Below are 21,814 nucleotides of genomic sequence, written 5' to 3' on the forward strand. Positions count from 1 at the left end.
CGTTTTTCATGCGCTCCCTCAACGTCCTGATCCTCGAAGATAACCCGTTCCAACTGATGGCCCTGCATCAGATGCTCAACGCCAACGGCGTATTCAATGTACGCACGGCCGAAACGGTTGACGCCGCTCGCCAGTCACTGGAGAGCAAGGGCGCGGTGGACATCGCGATTTGCGATCTGTACCTGGAGCAGGGTGATGGCCTTGAGCTGATTCGGGAAATGGCCGAGCGCCGCCAGGCTCAGGTGTTGATCCTGCTGAGCAACGCCGAGCCGGATGTGCTGGAAGGCGTGGCGCACATGGCCCGACAGTTGGGGCTCAACGTGCTCGGCTGCCTGCCCAAACCGGCGTCGGCAACGCTGATCGGGAAAGTCCTCGAGGCGTGCCGGGAACGCTTGCGGCCCGGGCCGCCGGTGGTGTCCTGGGAGCGGGTGCGCCAGTTGCTGGACTTGAGTGAGTCCGAGCAGTTGCCGCCTTCGGCAGATCTGAGCCAGGTCGCTATCGCCCGCTGCGGCACGGTCTGGTATCAGCCCATTGTCAGCCAGGCGGGCGCGTTGCAAGGTGTCGAAGCGCTGGCCCGCTGGCAGCTTCCTGACGGCGAGTTGCTGTTGCCTGACGCGTTTCTGCCGGTGCTGGAGTTTGCCGGAATGGAAGAGGCGTTTACCTGGCACGTGCTGGAACAAGCGCTGGGCCAGGCGGCACACGTCATGCGCGAAACCGGGCAGGTGCTGCCGGTGGCGGTGAATATCCCGGGGCGGATGCTGGAGCGTCCGCACTTTCCCCAAGTGCTGCAAGGCTTGCTGCAACTTCACGGCGTGCCCGCCCGTGGCCTGACTCTGGAACTGGTGGAAACCTCGCGCCTGAACACCGACAGCGCCCACGTCACCGGCTTGCTGCGTTTGCGGATGATGGGGTGCAAGCTGTCCATCGGTGATTTCGGCGTGGGCGGCACCAGCCTGCAACGCTTGCTGGAATTGCCCTTCAGCGAATTGAAGATCCCGCCGGCGTTTGCCAGCGGCATGGCCAGGGACGATCGCAAGGCGGCAGTGGTTGCCGGCGCCATGAGCATGGCGAGGCGACTGGGTGTGGGTGTGGTGGTGACCGGGGTTGAAAGCGCCGCCGACTATCACGCGGTAAGTGAACTGGGGGCTGCGTGGTTGCAAGGCTGCTTTATCGCCGGCCCCATGGACGCCGAGGCGCTCAAGCAGTGGATCGCGTTTCAGGCTAGGCCAGCCCGTGTTCCTGCACATAGATAAACAGCGCGGCGTCGTTGCTCAGGCCCAGCTTGCGCATGGCGCTGACCTTTTGTGCACTGACGGTTTGCTTGCTGCGATGAAGATTCGCGGCGATCTCGCCTACCGTCAGGCCGCCGGCCAGCAGGCGGATGACTTCCAGTTCACGGGGTGATAGTTGATCCTGGGAGTGCACACGCTCGACGCCTGCCAGGTTCAGTGACTGACTGATGGTCTGGGCCACATAACGTCGCTGCTGGCGCACCTGACGGATTGCTTCAGGCAATTCGTCTGCGAGACTGGCCTTGCTCAGCAGGCCCATGACACCCAACTCCAGGATGGCGTGGAACAGGCCGGCGTTGTTCAGCATGGTCACCACCACGATGGGCAGGCCCGGGTGATGCCGGCGCAGTTGTTCGATCAGGCGCAAGCCGTCGGCCTGGGGCTCGGCGGGCATCATGAAGTCGGTCACCAGAATGTCGCAGGCACAACGTTGCAGCAGTTCGCCAAGGGCCTGGGGTGAGTTGGCTTCACCGACGATGGTTAGCCTCTCGTCACGTTCCAGGACTGCCCGCAGACCGATGAGGAAAATCGGGTGGTCGTCGGCGAGGACGATGCGCAATGGCTTGTCAGACGTTTCGTTCAATACAGGCTCCCAGGGTAATTTGGGGATTCTAGCCTGTTAACGCAGGAGAGGCTCTGAAGGTGGGTTCTACAAAGGCGTAAAAAACGCCGCGTCCCCGTCCGTGGGGCAGCGGCGTTTTTCGTTTCTGGCAGGCCCGGTCGGAGTGATCGTTTAGGCGAGTAGTTTCTGAGCCACTGCCATTACGGTTCCGACAGCCGTGAAGAAGCCGATGGCGATACCAACGGGATACCAGAAATTCTCTCGGGTTATCTTGTGGGATTCTGCGTTTAGCTTGCGTTGCTCGGCATAAATTCTGGATATGTCGGCGTGAATCTTCTCTAGTATTGCCTGCTCTTTTTCGTGTTCCAGCATGGTCTTCGTCCTTCGCAACGGGGCCTTTTGGTATGCGCTGTTTATCGATGTGCCGGCATGATCAGCGCTCATCGAGTATAGGATTCACCCTCGGCATCAGCGCCAAAACGGCAACTCATTGAGTAAGCAGTTATGTGCTGCCGTTTTTTGCTTGTCATGTTGCAAGCGCATGCTGGACACGTCATCCCCCGGCAACCCTTGAAAGACGAAAAAGCGAACTTTCCTACGACGCAAATAGTCACTTAGGATAGATGCAGCTCCCGTTTACACGATTGTTTCCGAACTATTGAGTGGTGATCGAGATGGAAAGTATCAGCCTATTGCTCGGTGAAGCACTGAGCCCTTATCAGGTCACGCTGACCACCTCGGGTGTGCAGGGCGAATGCCTGGTGACCGTAAAGAATCCGGCCGGTGCCATCGTGGTCGAACGAGAAGTCGACCAGGCACAATTGACCGACAAGCGTGCATTGGTGGATGTGGTGGACTGTTTGCACCGCGACTTGATGATTGCCGAAGGACGCCTGGAACCCTCGGTCATGGCGGCCCTGCGCAATGCGGCCCTGACTCGGCCGATCGCCTGCGCATGAAGATTTATTTTTGTTGGGAACCTTCCTACGGCAAGGTGAGTCAGATTTTGTAACAGCGAGATCAAGCATTGTGCTCCGGTGCTTGTGGCTCGTTGTTACTGGTCTTTTTAGGCCCTTATTAACCCCGAGTTGTCTCCCCACTGCTCGGGGTTTCTTTTTGCCTGCGATTTGTCATGGGCTCGGGGCATCCTGAAAAAACGTCGGGTGGTCTTGCAGGTATTGCTCACGCATGACCGGGTCGAGCCATGAGGCGTAGGACTGTCGCAGTTGCTCCTGCGGGATCTCGCGCAGCACCTGATTGATCCGCTCGATAGCCGTGCGGCCTGAGGCGTTATCCGTGCAGGCAATCCGGGTCAGTTGATAGGGCGGGGTGCCTTTGATGGGGTAGAAGATCAGCTCCTGTGGATCAATGCCTTGTTGCAGCGCCTGGTAGCGCACTTCTGTCCAGTAACCCAGCACCGCTTCCAGCCGCCCCTTTCGTTGCATCTGCAGCAGGCTGCCGAGGGCGTCATTGCCGTAATGCGGCGCCAGTTTGTGAGCACTGGTGTGCTTCAGCGCTTCATCGATGATGGGGCCGTAGCTGCGTTCGGCGATGATGCCAAGGCGCGCATCCCGTGCATTCAAAAATGCCTCCAGGTCGAACAGTCCATCCACCACAAACGGCGCCAGCAGCGCCCGCTGACCCTGGCGGATCGTCACCCCGTTGCTCACGGCCGCGAAGGCCTGGGCGGAAAACACGATGGTTTTAGCGCGCTCCGCCGTCCACAACAGGGACGGGTCGCAGGTAAGCGTGCCGGGGTCGCGGAGCATCTGCATGCCGCGCGCGCGGTTCACGTGGAGGATCTGATGTCGATACTCCGGCATGTGTTCGGCGAGTATCGGCAGCAGTTGGTCGAGGGCGCCCTGGCCTTTTTGCGGGCCTTCGAAAATCGTCACTGGCGGCAGGTCACGCAACAGCCAGATCAAGGTTTCCTGGGCCTGGCTCGACAGTGGCCAAGTCCCGAGCAGTGAACCCAGGAGGCAGAGTCGAATGATGAAGCGCCGGCCCATCAGATCGCGCCGTTCTCACGCAGGCGGGCAACGGCGGCCGCGTCGTAGCCCAATTCAGCGAGCACCACGCTGTTATGCTCGCCCAACTGCGGTCCGACCCACTCACAGCTGCCCGGTGTGTCCGACAGTTTGGGCACGATGCCGGGCATCTTGAAGTCCTTGCCGCCCGGGAGCTGCGCCTTGAGGAACATCTCGCGGGCGAGAAATTGCGGGTCTCCCAGCATGTCTTGCGCGCTGTAGATACGGCTGGCGGGCACTTCGGCCTTGTTCAACTGTTCCACCACTTGCTCAAGCGGCAGCGAGTTGACCCAGCGATCAATCACCCCGTACAACTCATCGCGCCGGCTGTCGCGGCCATCGTTGCTGGCCAGCGCCGGGTCGTTGGCCAGGTCGTCCCGACCAATGGCTGACATGAAGCGCTTGAAGATCGCGTCGCCATTGGCGCCGATCTGCACATGCTTGCCATCTTTGCTGGTGTGGATCGAGGAGGGCGTGATGCCGGGCATGATGTTGCCGGTGCGCTCGCGGATAAAGCCGAACACGTCGAACTCCGGGATCATGCTCTCCATCATCGCGAAGATCGCCTCATACAGCGCCACATCCACCACCTGGCCGAGCCCGCCATTCACTTCACGATGACGCAGGGCCATCAGCGCCCCGATCACGGCCCACAACGCCGCGATCGAGTCCCCGATGGAAATCCCGGTGCGCACCGGCGGGCGGTCCTCGAAACCGGTGATGTAACGCAGGCCCCCCATGGATTCGCCCACCGCGCCAAACCCTGGCTGGTCCTTCATCGGCCCGGTCTGGCCGAAGCCTGAGAGACGCACCATCACCAGTTTTGGGTTCAGGGCGTGCAGGGTTTCCCAGCTCAGGCCGAGTTTTTCCAGCACGCCAGGGCGAAAGTTCTCGATCAAAATATCGGCGTCCGCCAACAGTTGCTTGAGAATCGCCAGGCCGTCCGGGTGTTTCAGGTTCAGGGTCAGGGATTTCTTGTTGCGCGCCTGCACAAACCACCACAGCGAGGTGCCTTCATACAGCTTGCGCCACTTGCGCAGCGGGTCGCCGCCATCCGGGGATTCGACCTTGATCACCTCGGCGCCGAACTCGGCGCAGATGCGCGACGCAAACGGGCCGGCGATCAAGGTGCCGAGTTCGATGACTTTCAGGCCGGCAAGTGGTTTGGCGGTAAACGACATGAGGAACCTTTCGGGCAGGGCAGGGATGTGAGCCTTTTAACATAGGCGAGTGGCGCAGTGATAAGGATGATGCAGCGCAGTATTCGTTGAATCACCTCGCCATCGGTTAGACTTGCCGCCTTTCCCTGTCTCTAGAAGTCCGTTCATGGCCCAGCCGTCCACGACCTACAAGTTTGAACTCAACCTCACCGACCTTGACCGTTCGGTGTACGAGAGTGTCAAGCAGACCATCGCCCGCCACCCTTCGGAAACCGAAGAGCGCATGACCGTGCGTTTGCTGGCCTACGCGCTTTTCTACAACGAACAGTTGTCTTTCGGTCGTGGCCTGTCAGATGTAGACGAACCAGCGCTGTGGGAAAAAAGCCTGGATGATCGCGTCCTGCACTGGATCGAAGTCGGCCAGCCGGATGCGGACCGCCTGACCTGGTGTTCCCGCCGTACCGAACGCACGACCTTGCTGGCCTACGGCAGCTTGCGCGTCTGGGAAGGCAAAGTGGTGCCGGTGGCGAAGAACCTGAAAAACGTGAGCATCGCCGCCGTACCCCAGGAAATCCTGGAAGTGCTGGCCAAGGACATGCCCCGGGTGATCAAGTGGGACGTGATGATCAGCGAAGGCACGATCTTCGTGACCGATGACCGTGGGCAGCACGAAGTCCAGCTGGAATGGCTGGCTGGCGAGCGCGGCTGAAACGTCGATAACTGATTGGACGCTGGTCGAGTGTGGGAGCTGTCGAGCTTCAGCGAGGCTGCGATGCAGGCGCTGCGGTCTGACAGGTACACCGAGGTGATCCCATCGCAGCCTCGCTGGGGCTCGACAGCTCCTACAAGGGATCACCGCTAATTTTCAACATTAAAGAGAAGCTTCCGTCACCCCATGCGTATCGATCCTCGCCCGTTGCCCGCCGTCCTGCCATTCCTCGGTGAATTGCCACCGTTGTTGACCCGTCTCTACGCCGCACGCGGGGTGCAATCGGAAGCCGAGCTGGATAAAAGCCTGGCGCGGCTGATCCCGTATCAGCAGCTCAAGGGCATCGATGCTGCGGTGGACTTGCTGGTGACGGCCCTGGAGCAGCGCCAGCGGATCCTGATCGTGGGTGACTTCGACGCCGACGGCGCCACCGCCAGCACCGTGGGCACCCTGGGCCTGCGCTTGTTGGGCGCCGCCCATGTCGACTACCTGGTGCCCAACCGTTTCGAATACGGCTACGGCCTGACCCCGGAAATCGTCGCCGTGGCCCTGCAGCGCCAGCCACAGCTGCTGATCACCGTGGACAACGGTATCTCCAGCGTCGAAGGCGTGGCGGCCGCGAAAGCGGCGGGGCTCAAGGTGCTGGTTACCGACCACCACTTGCCGGGCGACGAACTGCCCGCAGCCGACGCCATCGTCAACCCGAACCAGCCGGGCTGTGAATTCCCCAGCAAGGCCCTGGCCGGTGTGGGCGTGATCTTCTACGTGCTGATGGCCCTGCGTGCGCGCTTGCGCAGTTTGGGTTGGTACGAGAACAAGCCGCAGCCGAATATCGGCGAACTGCTGGACCTGGTGGCCCTGGGCAGCGTGGCCGACGTGGTCCCGCTGGACGCCAACAATCGCATCCTGGTCTACCAGGGCCTGGAACGCATTCGCGCCGGTCGTGCCCGGCCGGGGATCAAGGCGATCCTCGAAGTGGCCAAGCGCGATCACGCCCGCATCACCTCCACCGACCTTGGTTTTATCCTCGGCCCGCGCCTGAACGCCGCCGGGCGCCTGGATGACATGAGCCTGGGTATCGAGTGCCTGCTCACCTCGGATTTCGCCGCCGCCCGGGAAATGGCCGCGCAACTGGACGGCATGAACCAGGACCGCAAGTCCATCGAACAAGGCATGCAGCGCGAGGCCCTGGCCCAGCTCAAGGACTTGCCGGTGGAGTCGATGCCGTATGGCTTGTGCCTGTTCGACCCGGAATGGCACCAGGGCGTGATCGGCATCCTTGCCTCGCGCATGAAAGAGCGTTACTTCCGCCCGACCATCGCCTTTGCCGACGCCGGTGACGGCCTGCTCAAGGGCTCCGGGCGCTCCGTGCCGGGTTTTCATATTCGTGACGCGCTGGCCGTGGTGGCCAGCCAGCACCCAACGCTGATCGCCAAGTACGGCGGCCACGCCATGGCGGCGGGTCTTACCTTGCCCGAGGCCAACTTCCCACTGTTCGCCGAGGCCTTTGACGCCGAAGTGCGTCGGCAACTGCGCGAAGAAGACCTGACGGGCCGGCTGCTGTCCGACGGCACCCTGGCGGTTGAAGAGTTTCACCTGGAACTGGCCCGCGCCCTGCGCAACGCCGGGCCGTGGGGCCAGCATTTCCCAGAGCCGTTGTTTCACGGGGTGTTCCAACTGGTGGAGCAGCGCGTCGTCGGCGAGCGCCATCTGAAGGTGGTGCTCAAGAGCGAGTGTGGATCGGTGAAGCTCGATGGCATTGCTTTCGGCATCGACCGCGAGATCTGGCCCAATCCCACCATTCGCTGGGTGGAACTGGCCTACAAGCTCGACGTGAACGAGTTCCGTGGCCAGGAAACCGTGCAACTGATGATCGCGCATATCGAGCCGCGCTGAACCCTGTGCAATCCTCTGTTGTCGACTAGTCTCTAAGCACTGTGTGATCGGTCTTGTGACCTTGTCTTATTTCAGCCCGCCGGGGACGGGTTTTTCGTCGACCTTTCAAACAGAACCCTGGAGCCTGCCCACTGCATAAAAGAGGTGCCCCATGAGTCTGCTGCTTGAACCCTATACCCTGCGCCAACTGACCCTGCTCAACCGCATCGCCGTGTCACCAATGTGCCAGTATTCCAGCGTCGATGGTCTGGCCAATGACTGGCACCTGGTGCACCTCGGCAGCCGTGCCGTCGGTGGCGCCGGGCTGATCTTTACCGAAGCCACCGCCGTGACTGCCGATGGCCGCATCACCGCCCAGGACCTGGGCCTGTGGAACGACGAACAGATCGAACCGCTGCAACGCATCACGCGCTTTATCAATGCCCAGGGCGCGGTGGCGGGCATTCAACTGGCCCACGCCGGGCGCAAAGCCAGCACGCACCGGCCATGGATCGGCAAGCACGGCAGCGTCAAGCCGGAAGACGGTGGCTGGGTGCCGGTGGGCCCCTCGCCGATTGCCTTCGATCCGCAGCACACTTCACCCAAGCAACTCGATGAAGGGCAGATCCAGCAAGTGATCGCTGACTTCGTCGCTGCCGCCAAGCGCGCGTTGACCGCCGGTTTCAAAGTGGCGGAAATCCATGCCGCCCATGGCTACCTGTTGCATCAATTTCTTTCGCCCCTGAGCAACCAGCGTCAGGACCAGTACGGCGGCTCGTTCGAAAACCGCATCCGCCTGGTGCTGCAAGTGACCACGGCGGTGCGTGAAGCCTGGCCGCAGGAGCTGCCGCTGTTTGTGCGGGTCTCGGCCACCGATTGGGTCGAGGACGGCTGGAACCCGGATGAAACCGTCGAACTGGCGCGCCGCCTGAAAGACCTGGGCGTCGACCTGATCGACGTCTCCTCGGGTGGCACCGCGGCCAATGCGGAAATTCCTACCGGGCCCGGCTACCAGACCCGCTTTGCCGAGCGTGTGCGCAAAGAGTCGGGAATCGCCACCGGCACCGTGGGCATGATTACCGAGCCCGCCCAGGCCGAGCACATCCTGCGCACCTGCCAGGCCGATATCATTTTCCTCGCCCGTGAACTGTTGCGTGACCCGTACTGGCCACTGCATGCCGACGATGACCTGGGTGGGCGCAAAGCCACCTGGCCGGCCCAGTATCAGCGGGCCACCCATCGCGACCAGCCGATTCATGAGTCGGATTTGCGGGATTAACCTTGCGTAGGAAAACGCCTGAAGCTAATGTCGAAACTATGACTCTATTACTGAACGCCTCGATTATTCCCACCCTCCAGGAGAGGGTGGGCTGACGCGTGCTGGAAAAGCATGAAAAACCCGCCCTTGATCCGGCGGGTTTTTTATTGCCCGCCGATCACCGGCCAAGCCCTGCGACACAAGGAGAAGCTCATGTTGCACCTGATCTGCGGCAAAATCGCATCCGGTAAATCGACCCTGACCCAGCAGTTGTCGCAAGCCCCACAGACGGTATTGATCAGCGAGGATGAGTGGCTGCCACGCCTTTATCCCGGACAGATCCAGGCTCTGGGCGACTACGTGCGCTGCACCGGCCACCTGCGCGATGCGTTGACGGCCCATATCATCTCGTTGCTCAAGGCCGGCGTCTCGGTGGTGCTGGATTTTCCCGCCAACACCCTGGTCAGCCGCCGCTGGATGCGCTCACTGTTCGAAGGCGCAGGCGCTGACCACCAATTGCATTACCTGGACGTACCGGACGAGGTCTGCAAGGCACGCCTGCGTGCGCGCAACGCGGAGGGTACCCACGCGTTCGAAACCAGTGACGCCCAGTTCGACTTGATCACCGGCTATTTCGAAGCACCGACACCTGCGGAAGGATTCAACCTTGTTCACCATCAACCCTTGGAAGCACAGCATGTTGATCAAGCGTGACCTGACCGAAAAGGACCTGCCGTTGCTGGCGCTGATTGACCGTACCGAACGGATCGAGGCGTGCTATCGCGTGGAGCACGGGGAGTTGCTGCTGTACCCCGAGCACCACGACATGCGCGGCTGGCCCGAAGGCGAAGCCGAGCAGGATGCCGTGGCCTTGCAGGCGTGCCTGAAGCGCGGAGGGTGGCTGCACGGAGTGTTTGACGATGAGAAGCTGCTGGCGGCCGTGGTGCTGGACAACCGGGTTATCCTCAACCAGGGCCTGCGTATGCGCCAGCTCAAATTCCTGCATGTGAGCCATGGGGCCCGTGGCCTGGGCCTGGGTGGCCAGCTGTTTGCCCTGGCCTGTGAACACGCCCGCGCAGCCGGGGCCGAGGCGTTGTACGTATCGGCCACGGAATCGCGCAATACGGTGGAGTTCTATCTGCGGCTCGGCTGCCGGTTGCTCAAGCAGCCGGATCCCGAGCTGTTTCAGCAGGAGCCGCACGACATCCACCTGTACCGGCCGCTTGTGGGATAACGCTGTAGGTCATTGCCCTGCAAGCGTTTTTTTAAGTGATTACTCTAAAAAAGTCCCACGCCCGGCAAGATAGTTTCTACGCTTAAGGTAAGCATGATTTCTGGCCCAGGAAATCGGCTTGTTGATCCTCGCAGGTCGCATCGCGGGATGGGGTTATGGGCAACCAGGAGCAGTTGATTGATACGAGGAGACAGTCCATGGCCAAGTCCTATGGTGTAGCGGGGGTGTTGTCGTCTTTTCTGGCCCGCAGGATGTCGCTGCGCAGCCGACGCCTGAGTTCGGACGAAGAGCAATTGCTGGAACAGTACCGCGCCCTGACCGAGAGTGATCAGGTGGCGATGCGGTACTTGATTGGGGCGATGAAGAGTATTTCGCGGTTCTGAAGATCCCGAAGGGGCGTTCCCACGCGAGCGTGGGAACGTTCGGTATCAGGTGTACTTGCGCTTGTCTGGTGCAGGTGGGAAGTATTGGTACAGCCAGGTTTCGCTCAAGGTGCGGTCCTGGGTGCGGATGAACAGCCGCAGTTCAACCGGCTCGACGCTGTCGCTGGTCGGGTACCAGTCAAACAGAATTCGATAGCCCTTGATGGCATCCAGTACCAACACGCTGAAGTCTTTGACCTCACCATGGGAGCAGGTCACCACCGGCTCGATCCCGGTGCCTTCAGGCAAACGATCCAGCCCGCCGCCGTTGAAGTCCACGGCAAAGCGCCGCGCCCAGACTTCGGGGTAGTGCTCGCCCGGCGCCCAACCTTCGGTGAAACCGCCCATGCCCGAACGGGTGGCATTGACCTGCGCCAGTGGCGTGCTGACCGGCGGCAGGGCGCTCCAGTAGAGCTTGTAGCCGTAGTTCAGGGATTCGCCGGCAGCGACGGGCTTCTTCGGGGTCCAGAAGGCCACGATGTTGTCCAGGGTCTCGCCGGTTGTAGGAATTTCCAGCAGATCGATAGAGCCTTCACCCCACGCAGTAGTAGGTTCTACCCACAGGCTTGGGCGTTTGCTGTACCAGTCCACCGTGTCCTGATAGCTGGCGAACTCATGATCGGTCTGCACCAGGCCGAAGCCTTTCGGGTCGGTGTCGGCAAACGCGTTGAATTGCAGGGTAGCCGGGTTGTTCAGCGGGCGGCAGATCCACTCGCCATTGCCGCGCCACATGGCCAGGCGATCCGAGTCGTGGATTTGCGGGTGAATGGTGTCGCACATCCGCCGCTCAACGGTGCCGCAGCTGAACATGCTGGTCATCGGTGCGATGCCCAGTTGCTCGATGGCGGTACGCGCATTGATATGGGCGTCGATGGCCATTACCACCTGGTTGGCCTGGCAGTCGATATCGAAGCGATAGGCACCAGTGGCGCTCGGCGAATCCAGCAGGGCGTAGACCACGAAGCGGGTGCTGTCCTTGTCCGGGGTTTCGAACCAGAACTTGGTGAAGTCCGGGAATTCCTCGCGCTTTTTCGCGTAGGTGTCGATGGCCAGGCCGCGTGCAGAAAGGCCGTACTGGCCGGTGGAATCCACCGCACGGAAGTAGCTGGCGCCGAGGAAGGACAGCACGTCGTGGCGGTCCAGTTCCGGGGCCTTGAACAGCTTGAAGCCGGAGAAACCCAGGTCGCCGGTCAACTGCTTGGTGTCTACCGTGGTTTTTTCATAGTTGAACAGCGAAGGGCGGAAGTGCACCTCGCGGGCCTGGCGGGTTTTCGGGTCGACGCTGTACATGCGCACCGGCGTCTTGAAGCCCATGCCGACGTGGAAGAACTGCACGTCCAGTTGGCCGTTCAATTCTTTCCACAGCGAATGCTTGCCGTCGTAGCCGATGGCGTTGAAATTCTGCGGGGTCATGGTCGCCAGGGTCGGCGGCAATACCTGCTTGGTGTCCTGGTAGCGATTGCTTGCCAACTGCTTGGCCTGGATCTTCAGGGCCTCGAAATCGAAGGCCTGGGCCTCGCCATCAGCGGCGCGGTTGCCCGCCCAGGCCTGGGCGGCCAGCAGGCCACTGGCCGACAGACCGGTGTAAGCCGCGATGGCCATGGACGCTTTGAGCAAATTCCTGCGGTGCATAAATACAACCTGTCGTGAACAATCCCGCGCCGTTCCTGGCACGTGCTGGATCAAGGAAAACGGTTCGGACATGCCTTCGGCCAAACGCAACGGACATTAAACAGATACCAAATAGCTTAAGCGGTTCGGTGCGCAAGGAAAAATGATTGATGGCGGGTTGATGGCGCTGCATATGAAACAAGACGTTTCTGTGGAAACCGTGTGGCGAGGGAGCTTGCTCCCGTTGGGGCGCGAAGCGACCCCAAACCAGACGATCGAAATCCTTCAGGGATATCTCGAGCGCCTGGTTTGGGGCTGCTGCGCAGCCCAGCGGGAGCAAGCTCCCTCGCCACAATAACCTCTTCAGGAACGCCGGGATCAGCCCACTTCGCCTACCGCTCGATATGCCTCATCAATCGCCGCATGGGCATACGCGCTCCACGCGGCATCCGAGTTGGCGATGCTCACATGTCCCACCGGCTGGCGCGCCAGGTCCTTCAGTTTTTCGCTTTCATCGGCATCGTCAAACAAGCTGTTGGAGAAGGTCGCATAGCCGTGTGACCAACGGTTGACAGTGATCGCCAGAATGTCGGTCTGGTGGTTGAAGCCACCCGGGCCGAGCATGCGCTGCAGCTGATCCCGCAGTTGCGCTTCCAGTTGTTCAAATGTCTGCCCATACAACTTGCCCCGCCCGGCGCGGGCCTGGTCGCGGCCGTTCATGCCGCTGTTGGGGCTGGTGGGCACGTACACCATGTGCAAACCAATCGGCTGCGTCGGGTCGCGCGGGTGCTCGTAGCCGCCCATGCTCACCGGGTAATCCAGCTTGATCCGGCTGTAAGGCTGGGTCGCTGCATAAATCTCGTGCACCCCCAGCTTCTGGAACGACGTCCAGTTGCGTACCACCACTTTGGTGTAGACCAGCGGGTACTTCACGTTCTGGCTCAGGGCCTGGGCTTGTTCTGCCGGCAGATCGCGCAGCAGGTACGGGATCATCATGTTGTAGCAGGCCAGGATGCAGCGTTTGCCGCGGACCTGTGCGAGTTGGCCGCCACGACTGTAGCCGATGTGCACACCGTCACCGACGTTACGCACACTGACCGCAGTGCTGTTCAAACGCACCCGCACCGGCGTCCTGGGCTGATCAAGCCTGGCGTAGTCAAACGGCGCCAGCACGATGTCATCCATGGTGTGCCCCGGTGCCACTGCCGGAATCAGGCTGCGCACCAGCAAGCGTGCCAGCGAGGCGTTGCCGTCGGGGAAGTGGTAGATGTAGGGTTCTTCCATTTCTGCGGCGGCTTCTTCGCTGATCGGTGCCAGGTTCATTCCGCCGAAGCCAGGGAAACCCACACTGTAGGCATCAGCCGACGCCACCGCGTCGATACTCAAGGCCATGAAGTCGTTGGTGCGGCTTTGGAAGTACTTCACCGCGCCTTCCGAGAGTCCTACGTTCTTGAGCAGGAAATCGCGGTAGCTGGTGGCCGCGAGGTACTCGGCCTTTTCCTCGGCAGTCTTGCCCGGCAGGTAATCCTTGGGCGCGACGTGCAAGGCAATCAGCGCCTGACGGTCGGTTTCCGGCAGCGGGAAATCATTGATGAAGTCGCTGATGGAGCGCGCATGCAACTGGTCCGGGGCGATGTCGTCGGCGACCATCGGCGTCGGGTCGCCGGTCACCAGTTTGTCTTCGCCAAAGTTTTCCTTGTCGAAGAACACCCCGCGGGACAAACCCAGGCCCGGGTAGAACTGGCGGTCGAAGGCGGTCTCGAAGCGCTTGATGTTCACCCCGAGTTTTTTCAACAGCCCGTTTACTTCCTTGCTGTAAAGATGATTCGGTGACTGGAACGCTTCGCTGCCGCCGTAGCCGATGATCAGCCGGCCACCGGCCTGGAATTCATTGCGCTTGGCATGGCCGCCGAAGTCGTCGTGGTTCTCCAGGATCAGGATCTTCGCCTTCGGGTGCTTCTCACGGTAGAACCACGCCGCCGACAAACCGCTCAAGCCACCGCCGACCACCACCAGGTCGTAGTCTTCGGTGATCGGCAGTTTATCGGTGTCGAAGGCCTTCTTTTCCCAGCCCATCTGGTGGGCAACTTCGAATGAGCCGACATGGCTGCCGCGCAAGCCGGTGAGGGCGGGCGGGTAGTAGCGCCCATCGGGAGCGGCCTGGAGGATTTGCAGCGGGGTCATACCGGCGGCAATCGTGATAGCGACGCCGTTGAGGAAGTCGCGGCGGGTGATGTCCATGGGAACCTGCGAATTATTTATTGTTATGAGATCCCTGCAGGAGCCGGCTGTTGTGGCGAGGGAGCTTGCTCCCGCTGGGCTGCGTAGCGGCCCCAAAAATCCTGGGAGCGCCTCGCACTCCAGCGGGAGCAAGCTCCCTCGCCATAGTGAGCTCGTTTCGACAGGGGTAAAGGGTCAGTGCTTGAACATCACATGGCGAACCGTGGTGTAGTCCTCCAGGCCGTACATGGACATGTCCTTGCCGTAGCCGGACAGTTTCTGACCGCCATGGGGCATTTCGCTGACCAGCATGAAGTGGGTGTTCACCCAGGTGCAGCCGTACTGCAACCGTGCAGCCAGGCGATGGGCGCGGCCGACATCGGCGGTCCACACGGAAGAGGCCAGGCCGTAGTCCGAATCGTTGGCCCAGGCCAATACCTGGGCCTCGTCGTTGAATTTGGTTACCGACACTACCGGCCCGAACACTTCGCGGCGCACGATTTCATCGTCCTGCTGCGCGTCGGCCAATACGGTCGGCTCAAAGAAGAACCCGTTGCCTTCCACCGCCTTGCCACCCGTGATCAGGCGGATATGGGATTGCGCCACGGCACGCTCCACAAACCCGGCCACACGGTCACGGTGCTGCGCGGTGATCAGCGGGCCCAGCTCGGTGGCCGGGTCATCCTGCAAACCGTATTTGATGCTGGCAACCGCCGCGCCGAGCTTCTCGACGAACGCGTCGTAGATATCGGCCTGTGCATAAATCCGGCACGCAGCGGTGCAATCCTGCCCGGCGTTGTAGAAGCCGAAGGTGCGAATGCCTTCCACCGCCGCGTCGATATCGGCGTCGTTGAAGATGATCACCGGCGCCTTGCCGCCCAGTTCCATGTGCATGCGTTTGACGCTGTCGGCAGTGCTGGAAATGATATTGGCCCCGGTGGCAATCGAACCGGTCAGCGACACCATGCGCACTTTCGGGTGATTCACCAGCGGGCTGCCCACGGTTGGCCCACGGCCAAACACCAGGTTGAGTACACCGGCCGGGAAAATTTCAGCGGCCAGTTCCACCAGGCGCAGCGCGGTCAGCGGGGTTTGTTCCGAAGGCTTGAGCACCACGGTATTACCGGCGGCCAGGGCCGGGGCGATTTTCCAGGCGACCATCATCAGCGGGTAGTTCCACGGCGCGATGGAGGCAATTACGCCCACCGGGTCACGGCGGATCATCGAGGTGTGGCCCGGCAGGTACTCACCGCCGGCCGAACCGCTCATGCAGCGGCTGGCGCCGGCGAAGAAGCGGAACACATCGGCCACCGCCGGGATCTCATCATTCAGCGCGGCGCTGTAGGGTTTGCCGCAGTTGTCCGACTCAAGCTTTGCCAGCTCTGCGCCGTGGGCTTCGATGGCGTCGGCGAGTTTGAGCAGCAGCAGCGAGCGATCCTTCGGTGGCGTTTGCGACCAGCCTTCAAAAGCGCTGTCGGCAGCACGCACGGCGGCGTCGACCTGGGCTTCGCTGGCTTCCTTGATTTCCACCAGTACCCGACCCAACGCCGGGTTGAACACCGGCTGCGCCGGGCCTTCGCCTTCGACCAGATGGCCGTTGATCAGCAGTTTGGTTTGCATGGTTCTGTCCTCTTAAAGCTGCATCGTTTCCCCTGCCGAAACCGGTTCAAGTGTGGGAGCGGGCTTGCTCGCGAATACGGTCTTTCAGTTGATACATCACCTGACTGATACACCGCTTTCGCGAGCAAGCCCGCTCCCACATTTGAATCTCATTCCTTCAGTGGCAATGTGTTGTCAGTTATTTACCGCCACTACCGGCCACGCTTTCGCCGCCGCGGGTCAGGTAATAGGCACCCAGGATCGGGAACATCGTCACGATCATCACCAGCATCGCCACCACGTTGGTCACCGGCACATCCCGTGGCCGGCTCAACTGGTTGAGCAGCCACAGCGGCAAGGTGCGCTCGTGGCCGGCGGTGAAGGTGGTGACGATGATTTCGTCGAACGACAGCGCGAACGCCAGCATGCCGCCGGCCAGCAACGCCGAGCCGAGGTTGGGCATGATGATGTAGCGGAAGGTCTGCCAGCCGTCGGCGCCGAGGTCCATCGAGGCTTCGATCAGGCTGTGGGAAGTGCGGCGCAAACGGGCGATCACGTTGTTGTAGACGATCACCACGCAGAAGGTCGCGTGGCCGACGATGATCGTGAACATCCCCGGCTCAATCCCCAGGGTCTTGAAGGTCGCGAGCAACGCGATACCGGTGATGATCCCCGGCAGTGCAATCGGCAGGATCAGCATCAGCGAGATGCCTTGCTTGCCGAAGAACTCCCGGCGATACAACGCCGCCGAGGCCAGGGTGCCGAGCACCATCGCAATCAGCGTGGCGATGGCCGCGATTTGCAGCGACAGCTTGATCGCTTCCAATACGTCCGGCCGCGAGAAGGCCACGCTGAACCACTTCAGGGTGAAGCCCTGGGGTGGAAAGCTGAACGCCGCCTCTTCGGTGTTGAAGGCGTAGAGGAAGATGATCAGGATCGGGAAGTGCAGGAAAACCAACCCGCCCCAGGCCGCGATTTTTAGACTGAGTGAGGCTTTTTCAGAGTGCATCGAAGGCCCCCAGACGTTTGACGATGGACAGGTAAACCGCGATCAGCACGATCGGCACCAGGGTGAACGCCGCGGCCATGGGCATGTTGCCGATAGCGCCTTGTTGCGCGTACACCATGCCGCCGACGAAGTAACCCGGCGGGCCCACCAGTTGCGGCACGATGAAGTCGCCCAGGGTCAGCGAGAACGTAAAGATCGAACCCGCCGCAATCCCCGGCACCGACAGCGGCAGAATCACCTGCATGAAGGTCTGGCGCGGCTTGGCGCCGAGGTCTGCCGAGGCCTGCAGCAACGACGGCGGCAAACGCTCCAGCGAGGCCTGGATCGGCAGAATCATGAACGGCAGCCAGATGTACACAAACACCATGAACCGCCCCAGGTGCGAGGTGCTCAAGGTGCTGCCGCCCACGCCGGGAATGCCCATGATGAATTGCAGCGCCGGCTCCAGGCCCAGGTGCTGCACGAACCACTGCGCCACGCCGCCCTTGGCCAGCAGCAGGGTCCAGGCGTAGGCCTTGACGATGTAGCTGGCCCACATCGGCATCATCACCGCGATGTAGAAAAACGCCTTGGTCTTGCCGGTGGTGTAGCGCGCCATGTAGTAGGCGATCGGGAACGCGACGATGGCACTGGCGATGGACACCACCACCGCCATGCTCAAGGTGCGCACGATGATGTCGAAGTTCGACGGCTGGAACAGCGCGGCGAAGTTGGCCAGGGTCAGGTCCGGGGTGACCGCCATGGTGAAGTCATCGAACGTATAGAAGCCTTGCCACAGCAAGGTCAGCAGCGACCCCAAATAGATTGCGCCAAACCAGATCAGCGGCGGCACCAGCAGCAGCGACAGGTACAGGTTGGGCTTCTTGTACAGCAGGTTGGAAAACCTGCGCATCGGGGGTTGGGACAGGGCCAGGCTCATGTCACACCTCGCCTGCGATGTCGGTCAACGGCGTCATGGCTTCCCGCGCCCAGCGCGCGGTGATGGACTGGCCGACTTGATGCCCGGCGGTGGTGTCCAGCCATTGGTTGTTGGCCTGGCTGATGTTCAGCGCCTGGCCGTTTTCCAGTTTCAGTTCGTAGCGGGTGGCGCTGCCCTGGTACTGAATGTCATGCAGCAGGCCGCTGACTTCCACCTCGCCGCTGCCCAGCGGGCCTTCGGCGAAACGCACGTGTTCCGGGCGGATCGAGAACGGCTGCGGGTTACCGCTCAAGCGTTGCGCCAATTCGCCGCGAATCACGTTGGAGGTGCCGACGAATTCCGCGACGAAGGTGGTGGCGGGCTTCATGTACAGGTTGCGCGGGGTGTCGACCTGTTCGATGCGGCCCTTGTTGAATACGGCCACACGGTCGGACATCGACAGTGCTTCGGTCTGGTCGTGGGTGACGAAGATGAAGGTGATGCCAAGTTGGCGTTGCAGTTTCTTCAGCTCGCTTTGCATCTGTTCGCGCAGCTTCAGGTCGAGAGCGCCGAGGGGCTCATCCAGCAGCAATACGCGCGGACGATTGACCAGTGCGCGGGCCAGGGCCACACGTTGACGCTGGCCGCCGGAGAGTTGCACCGGCTTGCGGTCGCCGTAACCGCCGAGGGCGACCATACCCAGGGCTTCTTCGGCGCGGTTGAGGCGTTCGGTCTTGCCCACGCCTTTGACTTTCAGGCCGTAGGCCACGTTGTCGCGCACGTTCATGTGGGGGAACAGCGCGTAATCCTGGAACACAGTGTTCACGTCGCGCTGATACGGCGGCAAGCCGGCGGCTTCCTCACCGTGGATGCGGATGGAGCCGGCACTGGGTTGCTCGAACCCGGCGATCAGGCGCAGGCACGTGGTTTTGCCCGAGCCGGAAGGGCCGAGCATGGAAAAGAACTCGCCGTCCTGGATATCGATGGAAACCCGGTCAACGGCTTTCACTTCGCCGAACTGACGGGAAACGTGGGTGAATTGGACTGCAAGCGTCATGGTGCGGTGCTCCAAAAAGGCGCGTCTTGTAAAAATTAAATCGGAGGTAGAGGTGATCGTTCCCACGCTCTGCGTGGGAATGCAGCGCTGGACGCTCCGCGTCCGCCCTTAAAGTCGTGACGCGGAGCGTCACAGGAGGCATTCCCACGCGGAGCGTGGGAACGATCAACTAGGGAGTGCTTAGCGCCCGCCCATGATCGCGATGTAATCCTGGGTCCAGCGGCTGTACGGCACGAACTTGCCGCCTTCAGCCTGCGGGGTTTTCCAGAAGGCGATCTTCTCGAACTGGTCGAAACCGTTGGTCTTGCAACCCTCGGCGCCCAGCAGTTCGCTTTCCTTGCACGCCGCGGGAACCGCCGGCAACGAACCGAACCACGAGGCCACATCACCCTGGACCTTCGGCTGCAGCGACCAGTCCATCCACTTGTAGGCGCAGTTCGGGTGCTTGGCATCGGTGTGCAGCATGGTGGTATCCGCCCAGCCGGTGGCGCCTTCCTTCGGAATGGTCGAGGCAATCGGCTGTTTCTCGTTCACCAGGCCGTTGACCTGATACGGCCATGCGCTGGAGGCCACCACGCCTTCGTTCTTGAAGTCGCTCATTTGCACGGTGGTGTCATGCCAGTAGCGGTGGATCAACGGCTGCTGGGCGCGCAACAGGTCGAGCACGGCCTTGTACTGGGTTTCGGTCAGCTCGTACGGGCTCTGGATGCCCAGTTCCGGCTTGGTGGCCTTGAGGTACAGCGCCGCATCGGCGATGTAGATCGGGCCGTCATAGGCCTGCACGCGGCCTTTGTTCGGCTTGCCGTCCGGCAGGTTCTGCGCATCGAACACTACGTTCCAGCTGGTGGGCGCGGTCTTGAACACGTTGGTGTTGTACATCAACACGTTCGGGCCCCACTGGTACGGCGTGCCGTACGTTTGCTGGCCGACCACGTACCACGGCGCATCTTTCAGGCGCGGGTCGATGTTCTTCCAGTTGGGAATCAGCGAGGTGTTGATCGGCTGTACGCGCTTGCCGACGATCAACCGCAGCGAGGCATCGCCCGACGCGGTGACCAGGTCGTAGCCGCCCTTGGCCATCAAGCTCACCATCTCGTCGGAGGTGGCGGCGGTCTTGACGTTGACCTTGCAGCCGGTCTCTTTCTCGAAACCGGTGACCCAGTCGTAGTTCTTGTCGCTTTCGCCACGTTCGATATAGCCGGGCCAGGCGACGATATCCAACTGGCCTTCACCGGCACCCACCGCCTTCAGCGGTTCGGCGGCCTGGATGCTGACACTGGCCAGCAGCGCGGTGGTCAGGGCACTGAGCAGTGCGGTCTTGTGCGCAGACATGGGGGTTCCCTCTTCTTTAATTATGGTCGGGGCAGTTTTTGCAGCAGGTGGTGCATGAGCGTAGTTGTTGTTTTAAAGATGCTGGCCGTGGCGCGCCATGATGTGCCGCACCACGCTGTAGTCCTGTAGCGAATCGCTGGACAGATCTTTGCCATACCCCGAGCGCTTCAAGCCGCCGTGGGGCATTTCGCTGACCAGCATGAAATGACTGTTGATCCAGGTGCAGCCGTATTGCAGGCGCGACGCCACTTGCATCGCCTTGTCCAGATTCTGGGTCCACACGGAGGAGGCCAGGCCGTATTCCGAGTCGTTGGCCCAGTCCACCGCCTGTTCCAGCTCGTCGAAGCGGGTCACGGTGACCACCGGGCCGAACACTTCGCGCTGCACGATTTCATCATTCTGTTTACAACCGGCCAGCAAGGTTGGCTGGTAGAAGAAGCCAGCACCGGAATGCACGGCGGCGCCGGTGATGCGTTCGATATGCGGCTGGCCGAGGGCGCGTTCGACAAAACTGGCGACGCGGTCGCGCTGGCGGGTGCTGATCAGCGGGCCGAGTTCGTTGTCGGCATCGCGCTTGCCGGCAAACCGCAGGCTGCTGACGGCGGCGCCGAGCTCGGCCACCAATTTGTCGTGGATGCCGGCCTGGGCGTAGATGCGGCACGCGGCGGTGCAGTCCTGGCCGGCGTTGTAGTAACCGTAGGCGCGCACGCCTTCGACCACGGCTTGCAGATCGGCGTCGTTGCACACGATCACCGGGGCCTTGCCGCCCAGCTCCAGGTGCGTGCGCTTGAGTGTCTTGGAGGCGGCCTGGAGGATCTTCTGCCCGGTGACGATATCGCCGGTCAACGAGACCATGCGCACCTTCGGGTGGCTGACCAAATGGCTGCCGACCCCTTCGCCGCCGCCACACAGGATGTTGATCACCCCGCGCGGCAACAACTGGCTCAGTACGGGCGCCAGGGCCAGGATCGACAGCGGGGTATGTTCCGACGGCTTGAACACCAGGGTATTACCGGCCGCCAGGGCCGGGGCGATTTTCCAGGCGGCCATCATCAGCGGGTAATTCCACGGCGCAATGGAGGCCACCACGCCGATAGGATCGCGACGCACCATGCTGGTGTAGCCCGGCAGGTATTCACCGCTCAGTTGCCCGGTCTGGCAGCGCACGGCGCCGGCGAAGAAACGGAACACATCGACGGTTGCGCTCAAATCGTCCTGACGTGCCAGGTGCAGCGGCTTGCCGCAATTTAGCGATTCCAGGCGGGCGAGATAGTCGGCTTGTTTTTCGATTGTCTCGGCGATGCCCAGGAGAATGTTCGAACGCTGCTGGGGCGTGGTCCGCGACCAACCGGCAAAGGCCCGGTGGGCGGCGAGGATTGCGGCTTCGACCTGCTCGGTACTGGCTTCGGCGATATGGGTGAGGATTTCACCGGTGGCCGGGTTGATGATCGGCTCGACAAACCCCTGGCCCGGGACCAGTTCGCCGTCGATCAGCAACGCAGTGAGCAGCGGTGTGGGCGCGCCAGACATTTTTCGCGATCTCTTTTCT

At 61.6% G+C, this 21,814-nt stretch carries 20 protein-coding genes; 8 read left to right on the plus strand and 12 right to left on the minus strand.

Annotated elements, in window-relative coordinates; genetic code table 11:
- The first annotated feature begins 8 nt into the window (after nucleotides 1-8).
- Nucleotides 9-1,253 carry an EAL domain-containing protein gene (locus C0058_RS05835; protein WP_003209575.1) on the plus strand — a complete coding sequence of 415 codons (1,245 nt, stop codon included), beginning with the start codon at nucleotides 9-11 and terminating at the stop codon, nucleotides 1,251-1,253.
- Here the strand turns inward: C0058_RS05835 and C0058_RS05840 are convergent.
- Together C0058_RS05840 and C0058_RS05845 are read right to left on the minus strand one after the other, a co-directional pair.
- Entirely contained in the window at nucleotides 1,222-1,875 is a 654-nt protein-coding gene (locus tag C0058_RS05840) for a response regulator transcription factor (protein WP_003209573.1), read from the minus strand. The two genes, C0058_RS05835 and C0058_RS05840, sit on opposite strands and share 32 nt — an antisense overlap.
- Nucleotides 1,876-2,025: 150 nt before the next feature.
- A complete protein-coding gene (locus C0058_RS05845; RefSeq protein ID WP_003209572.1) occupies nucleotides 2,026-2,226 on the minus strand; it encodes a hypothetical protein in 201 nt (66 codons plus the stop codon).
- A 302-nt stretch (nucleotides 2,227-2,528) separates the two neighbouring features.
- On the opposite strand from C0058_RS05845, the gene C0058_RS05850 reads away from it, so the two are divergent.
- Nucleotides 2,529-2,813: a DUF3509 domain-containing protein gene (locus C0058_RS05850; protein ID WP_003209570.1), complete on the plus strand. Its 285-nt coding sequence runs from the start codon at nucleotides 2,529-2,531 to the stop codon at nucleotides 2,811-2,813.
- Between the two features lie 171 nt (nucleotides 2,814-2,984).
- On the opposite strand, the gene C0058_RS05855 is transcribed toward C0058_RS05850, so the two are convergent.
- Nucleotides 2,985-3,863 carry a TIGR02285 family protein gene (locus C0058_RS05855; RefSeq protein WP_102368200.1) on the minus strand — a complete coding sequence of 293 codons (879 nt, stop codon included), beginning with the start codon at nucleotides 3,861-3,863 and terminating at the stop codon, nucleotides 2,985-2,987.
- The gene (locus C0058_RS05860; RefSeq protein WP_003209568.1) at nucleotides 3,863-5,062 is read right to left on the minus strand and encodes a CaiB/BaiF CoA-transferase family protein; all 1,200 of its coding nucleotides are present in this window, start codon (nucleotides 5,060-5,062) and stop codon (nucleotides 3,863-3,865) included. Before C0058_RS05860 ends, C0058_RS05855 begins: the two co-directional genes overlap by 1 nt.
- 145 nt (nucleotides 5,063-5,207) lie before the next feature.
- On the opposite strand from C0058_RS05860, the gene C0058_RS05865 reads away from it, so the two are divergent.
- The 6 genes from C0058_RS05865 to C0058_RS05890 all read left to right on the plus strand — a co-directional run bounded on the left by C0058_RS05865 (nucleotide 5,208) and on the right by C0058_RS05890 (nucleotide 10,500).
- Nucleotides 5,208-5,750 carry a YaeQ family protein gene (locus C0058_RS05865; RefSeq protein WP_003209567.1) on the plus strand — a complete coding sequence of 181 codons (543 nt, stop codon included), beginning with the start codon at nucleotides 5,208-5,210 and terminating at the stop codon, nucleotides 5,748-5,750.
- Between the two features lie 186 nt (nucleotides 5,751-5,936).
- The gene (recJ, locus tag C0058_RS05870) at nucleotides 5,937-7,646 is read left to right on the plus strand and encodes a single-stranded-DNA-specific exonuclease RecJ (protein ID WP_008438230.1); all 1,710 of its coding nucleotides are present in this window, start codon (nucleotides 5,937-5,939) and stop codon (nucleotides 7,644-7,646) included.
- A 151-nt stretch (nucleotides 7,647-7,797) separates the two neighbouring features.
- Entirely contained in the window at nucleotides 7,798-8,904 is a 1,107-nt protein-coding gene (locus C0058_RS05875; RefSeq protein ID WP_003209564.1) for an NADH:flavin oxidoreductase/NADH oxidase, read from the plus strand.
- A gap of 192 nt (nucleotides 8,905-9,096) precedes the next feature.
- Nucleotides 9,097-9,597, plus strand: a complete 501-nt coding sequence (locus tag C0058_RS05880) for an ATP-binding protein (RefSeq protein WP_102370223.1) — start codon at nucleotides 9,097-9,099, stop codon at nucleotides 9,595-9,597.
- Entirely contained in the window at nucleotides 9,581-10,117 is a 537-nt protein-coding gene (locus C0058_RS05885; RefSeq protein WP_102368201.1) for a GNAT family N-acetyltransferase, read from the plus strand. The genes C0058_RS05880 and C0058_RS05885 overlap by 17 nt, the downstream gene beginning before the upstream one ends.
- A gap of 197 nt (nucleotides 10,118-10,314) precedes the next feature.
- A complete protein-coding gene (locus C0058_RS05890) occupies nucleotides 10,315-10,500 on the plus strand; it encodes a hypothetical protein (RefSeq protein WP_003209560.1) in 186 nt (61 codons plus the stop codon).
- Nucleotides 10,501-10,545: 45 nt separating this feature from the next.
- On the opposite strand, the gene C0058_RS05895 is transcribed toward C0058_RS05890, so the two are convergent.
- From C0058_RS05895 to C0058_RS05940, 8 genes are all read right to left on the minus strand, one after another.
- Entirely contained in the window at nucleotides 10,546-12,171 is a 1,626-nt protein-coding gene (locus C0058_RS05895) for a glucan biosynthesis protein D (RefSeq protein ID WP_102368202.1), read from the minus strand.
- 357 nt (nucleotides 12,172-12,528) lie between these two features.
- Nucleotides 12,529-14,391: an NAD(P)/FAD-dependent oxidoreductase gene (locus C0058_RS05905; protein ID WP_087695108.1), complete on the minus strand. Its 1,863-nt coding sequence runs from the start codon at nucleotides 14,389-14,391 to the stop codon at nucleotides 12,529-12,531.
- Between the two features lie 174 nt (nucleotides 14,392-14,565).
- Entirely contained in the window at nucleotides 14,566-15,990 is a 1,425-nt protein-coding gene (locus tag C0058_RS05910) for a gamma-aminobutyraldehyde dehydrogenase (RefSeq protein WP_003209554.1), read from the minus strand.
- 178 nt (nucleotides 15,991-16,168) lie between these two features.
- Nucleotides 16,169-16,978: an ABC transporter permease gene (locus C0058_RS05915; protein ID WP_003209553.1), complete on the minus strand. Its 810-nt coding sequence runs from the start codon at nucleotides 16,976-16,978 to the stop codon at nucleotides 16,169-16,171.
- On the minus strand, nucleotides 16,968-17,897 hold the full coding sequence (locus tag C0058_RS05920; RefSeq protein ID WP_003209552.1) for an ABC transporter permease: 930 nt from the start codon (nucleotides 17,895-17,897) through the stop codon (nucleotides 16,968-16,970). The genes C0058_RS05915 and C0058_RS05920 overlap by 11 nt, the downstream gene beginning before the upstream one ends.
- Before the next feature lies 1 nt (nucleotide 17,898).
- A complete protein-coding gene (locus C0058_RS05925; protein ID WP_003209551.1) occupies nucleotides 17,899-18,933 on the minus strand; it encodes an ABC transporter ATP-binding protein in 1,035 nt (344 codons plus the stop codon).
- Between the two features lie 180 nt (nucleotides 18,934-19,113).
- Complete coding sequence (ydcS, locus tag C0058_RS05935) at nucleotides 19,114-20,265, minus strand: putative ABC transporter substrate-binding protein YdcS (RefSeq protein ID WP_003209550.1); 1,152 nt, start codon at nucleotides 20,263-20,265, stop codon at nucleotides 19,114-19,116.
- A 72-nt stretch (nucleotides 20,266-20,337) separates the two neighbouring features.
- Nucleotides 20,338-21,795, minus strand: coding sequence for a gamma-aminobutyraldehyde dehydrogenase (locus tag C0058_RS05940; RefSeq protein ID WP_003209549.1), 1,458 nt, complete (start codon nucleotides 21,793-21,795; stop codon nucleotides 20,338-20,340).
- Between the last annotated feature and the right edge of the window lie 19 nt (nucleotides 21,796-21,814).

Source organism: Pseudomonas sp. NC02 (genome assembly GCF_002874965.1).
Taxonomy (GTDB): domain Bacteria; phylum Pseudomonadota; class Gammaproteobacteria; order Pseudomonadales; family Pseudomonadaceae; genus Aquipseudomonas.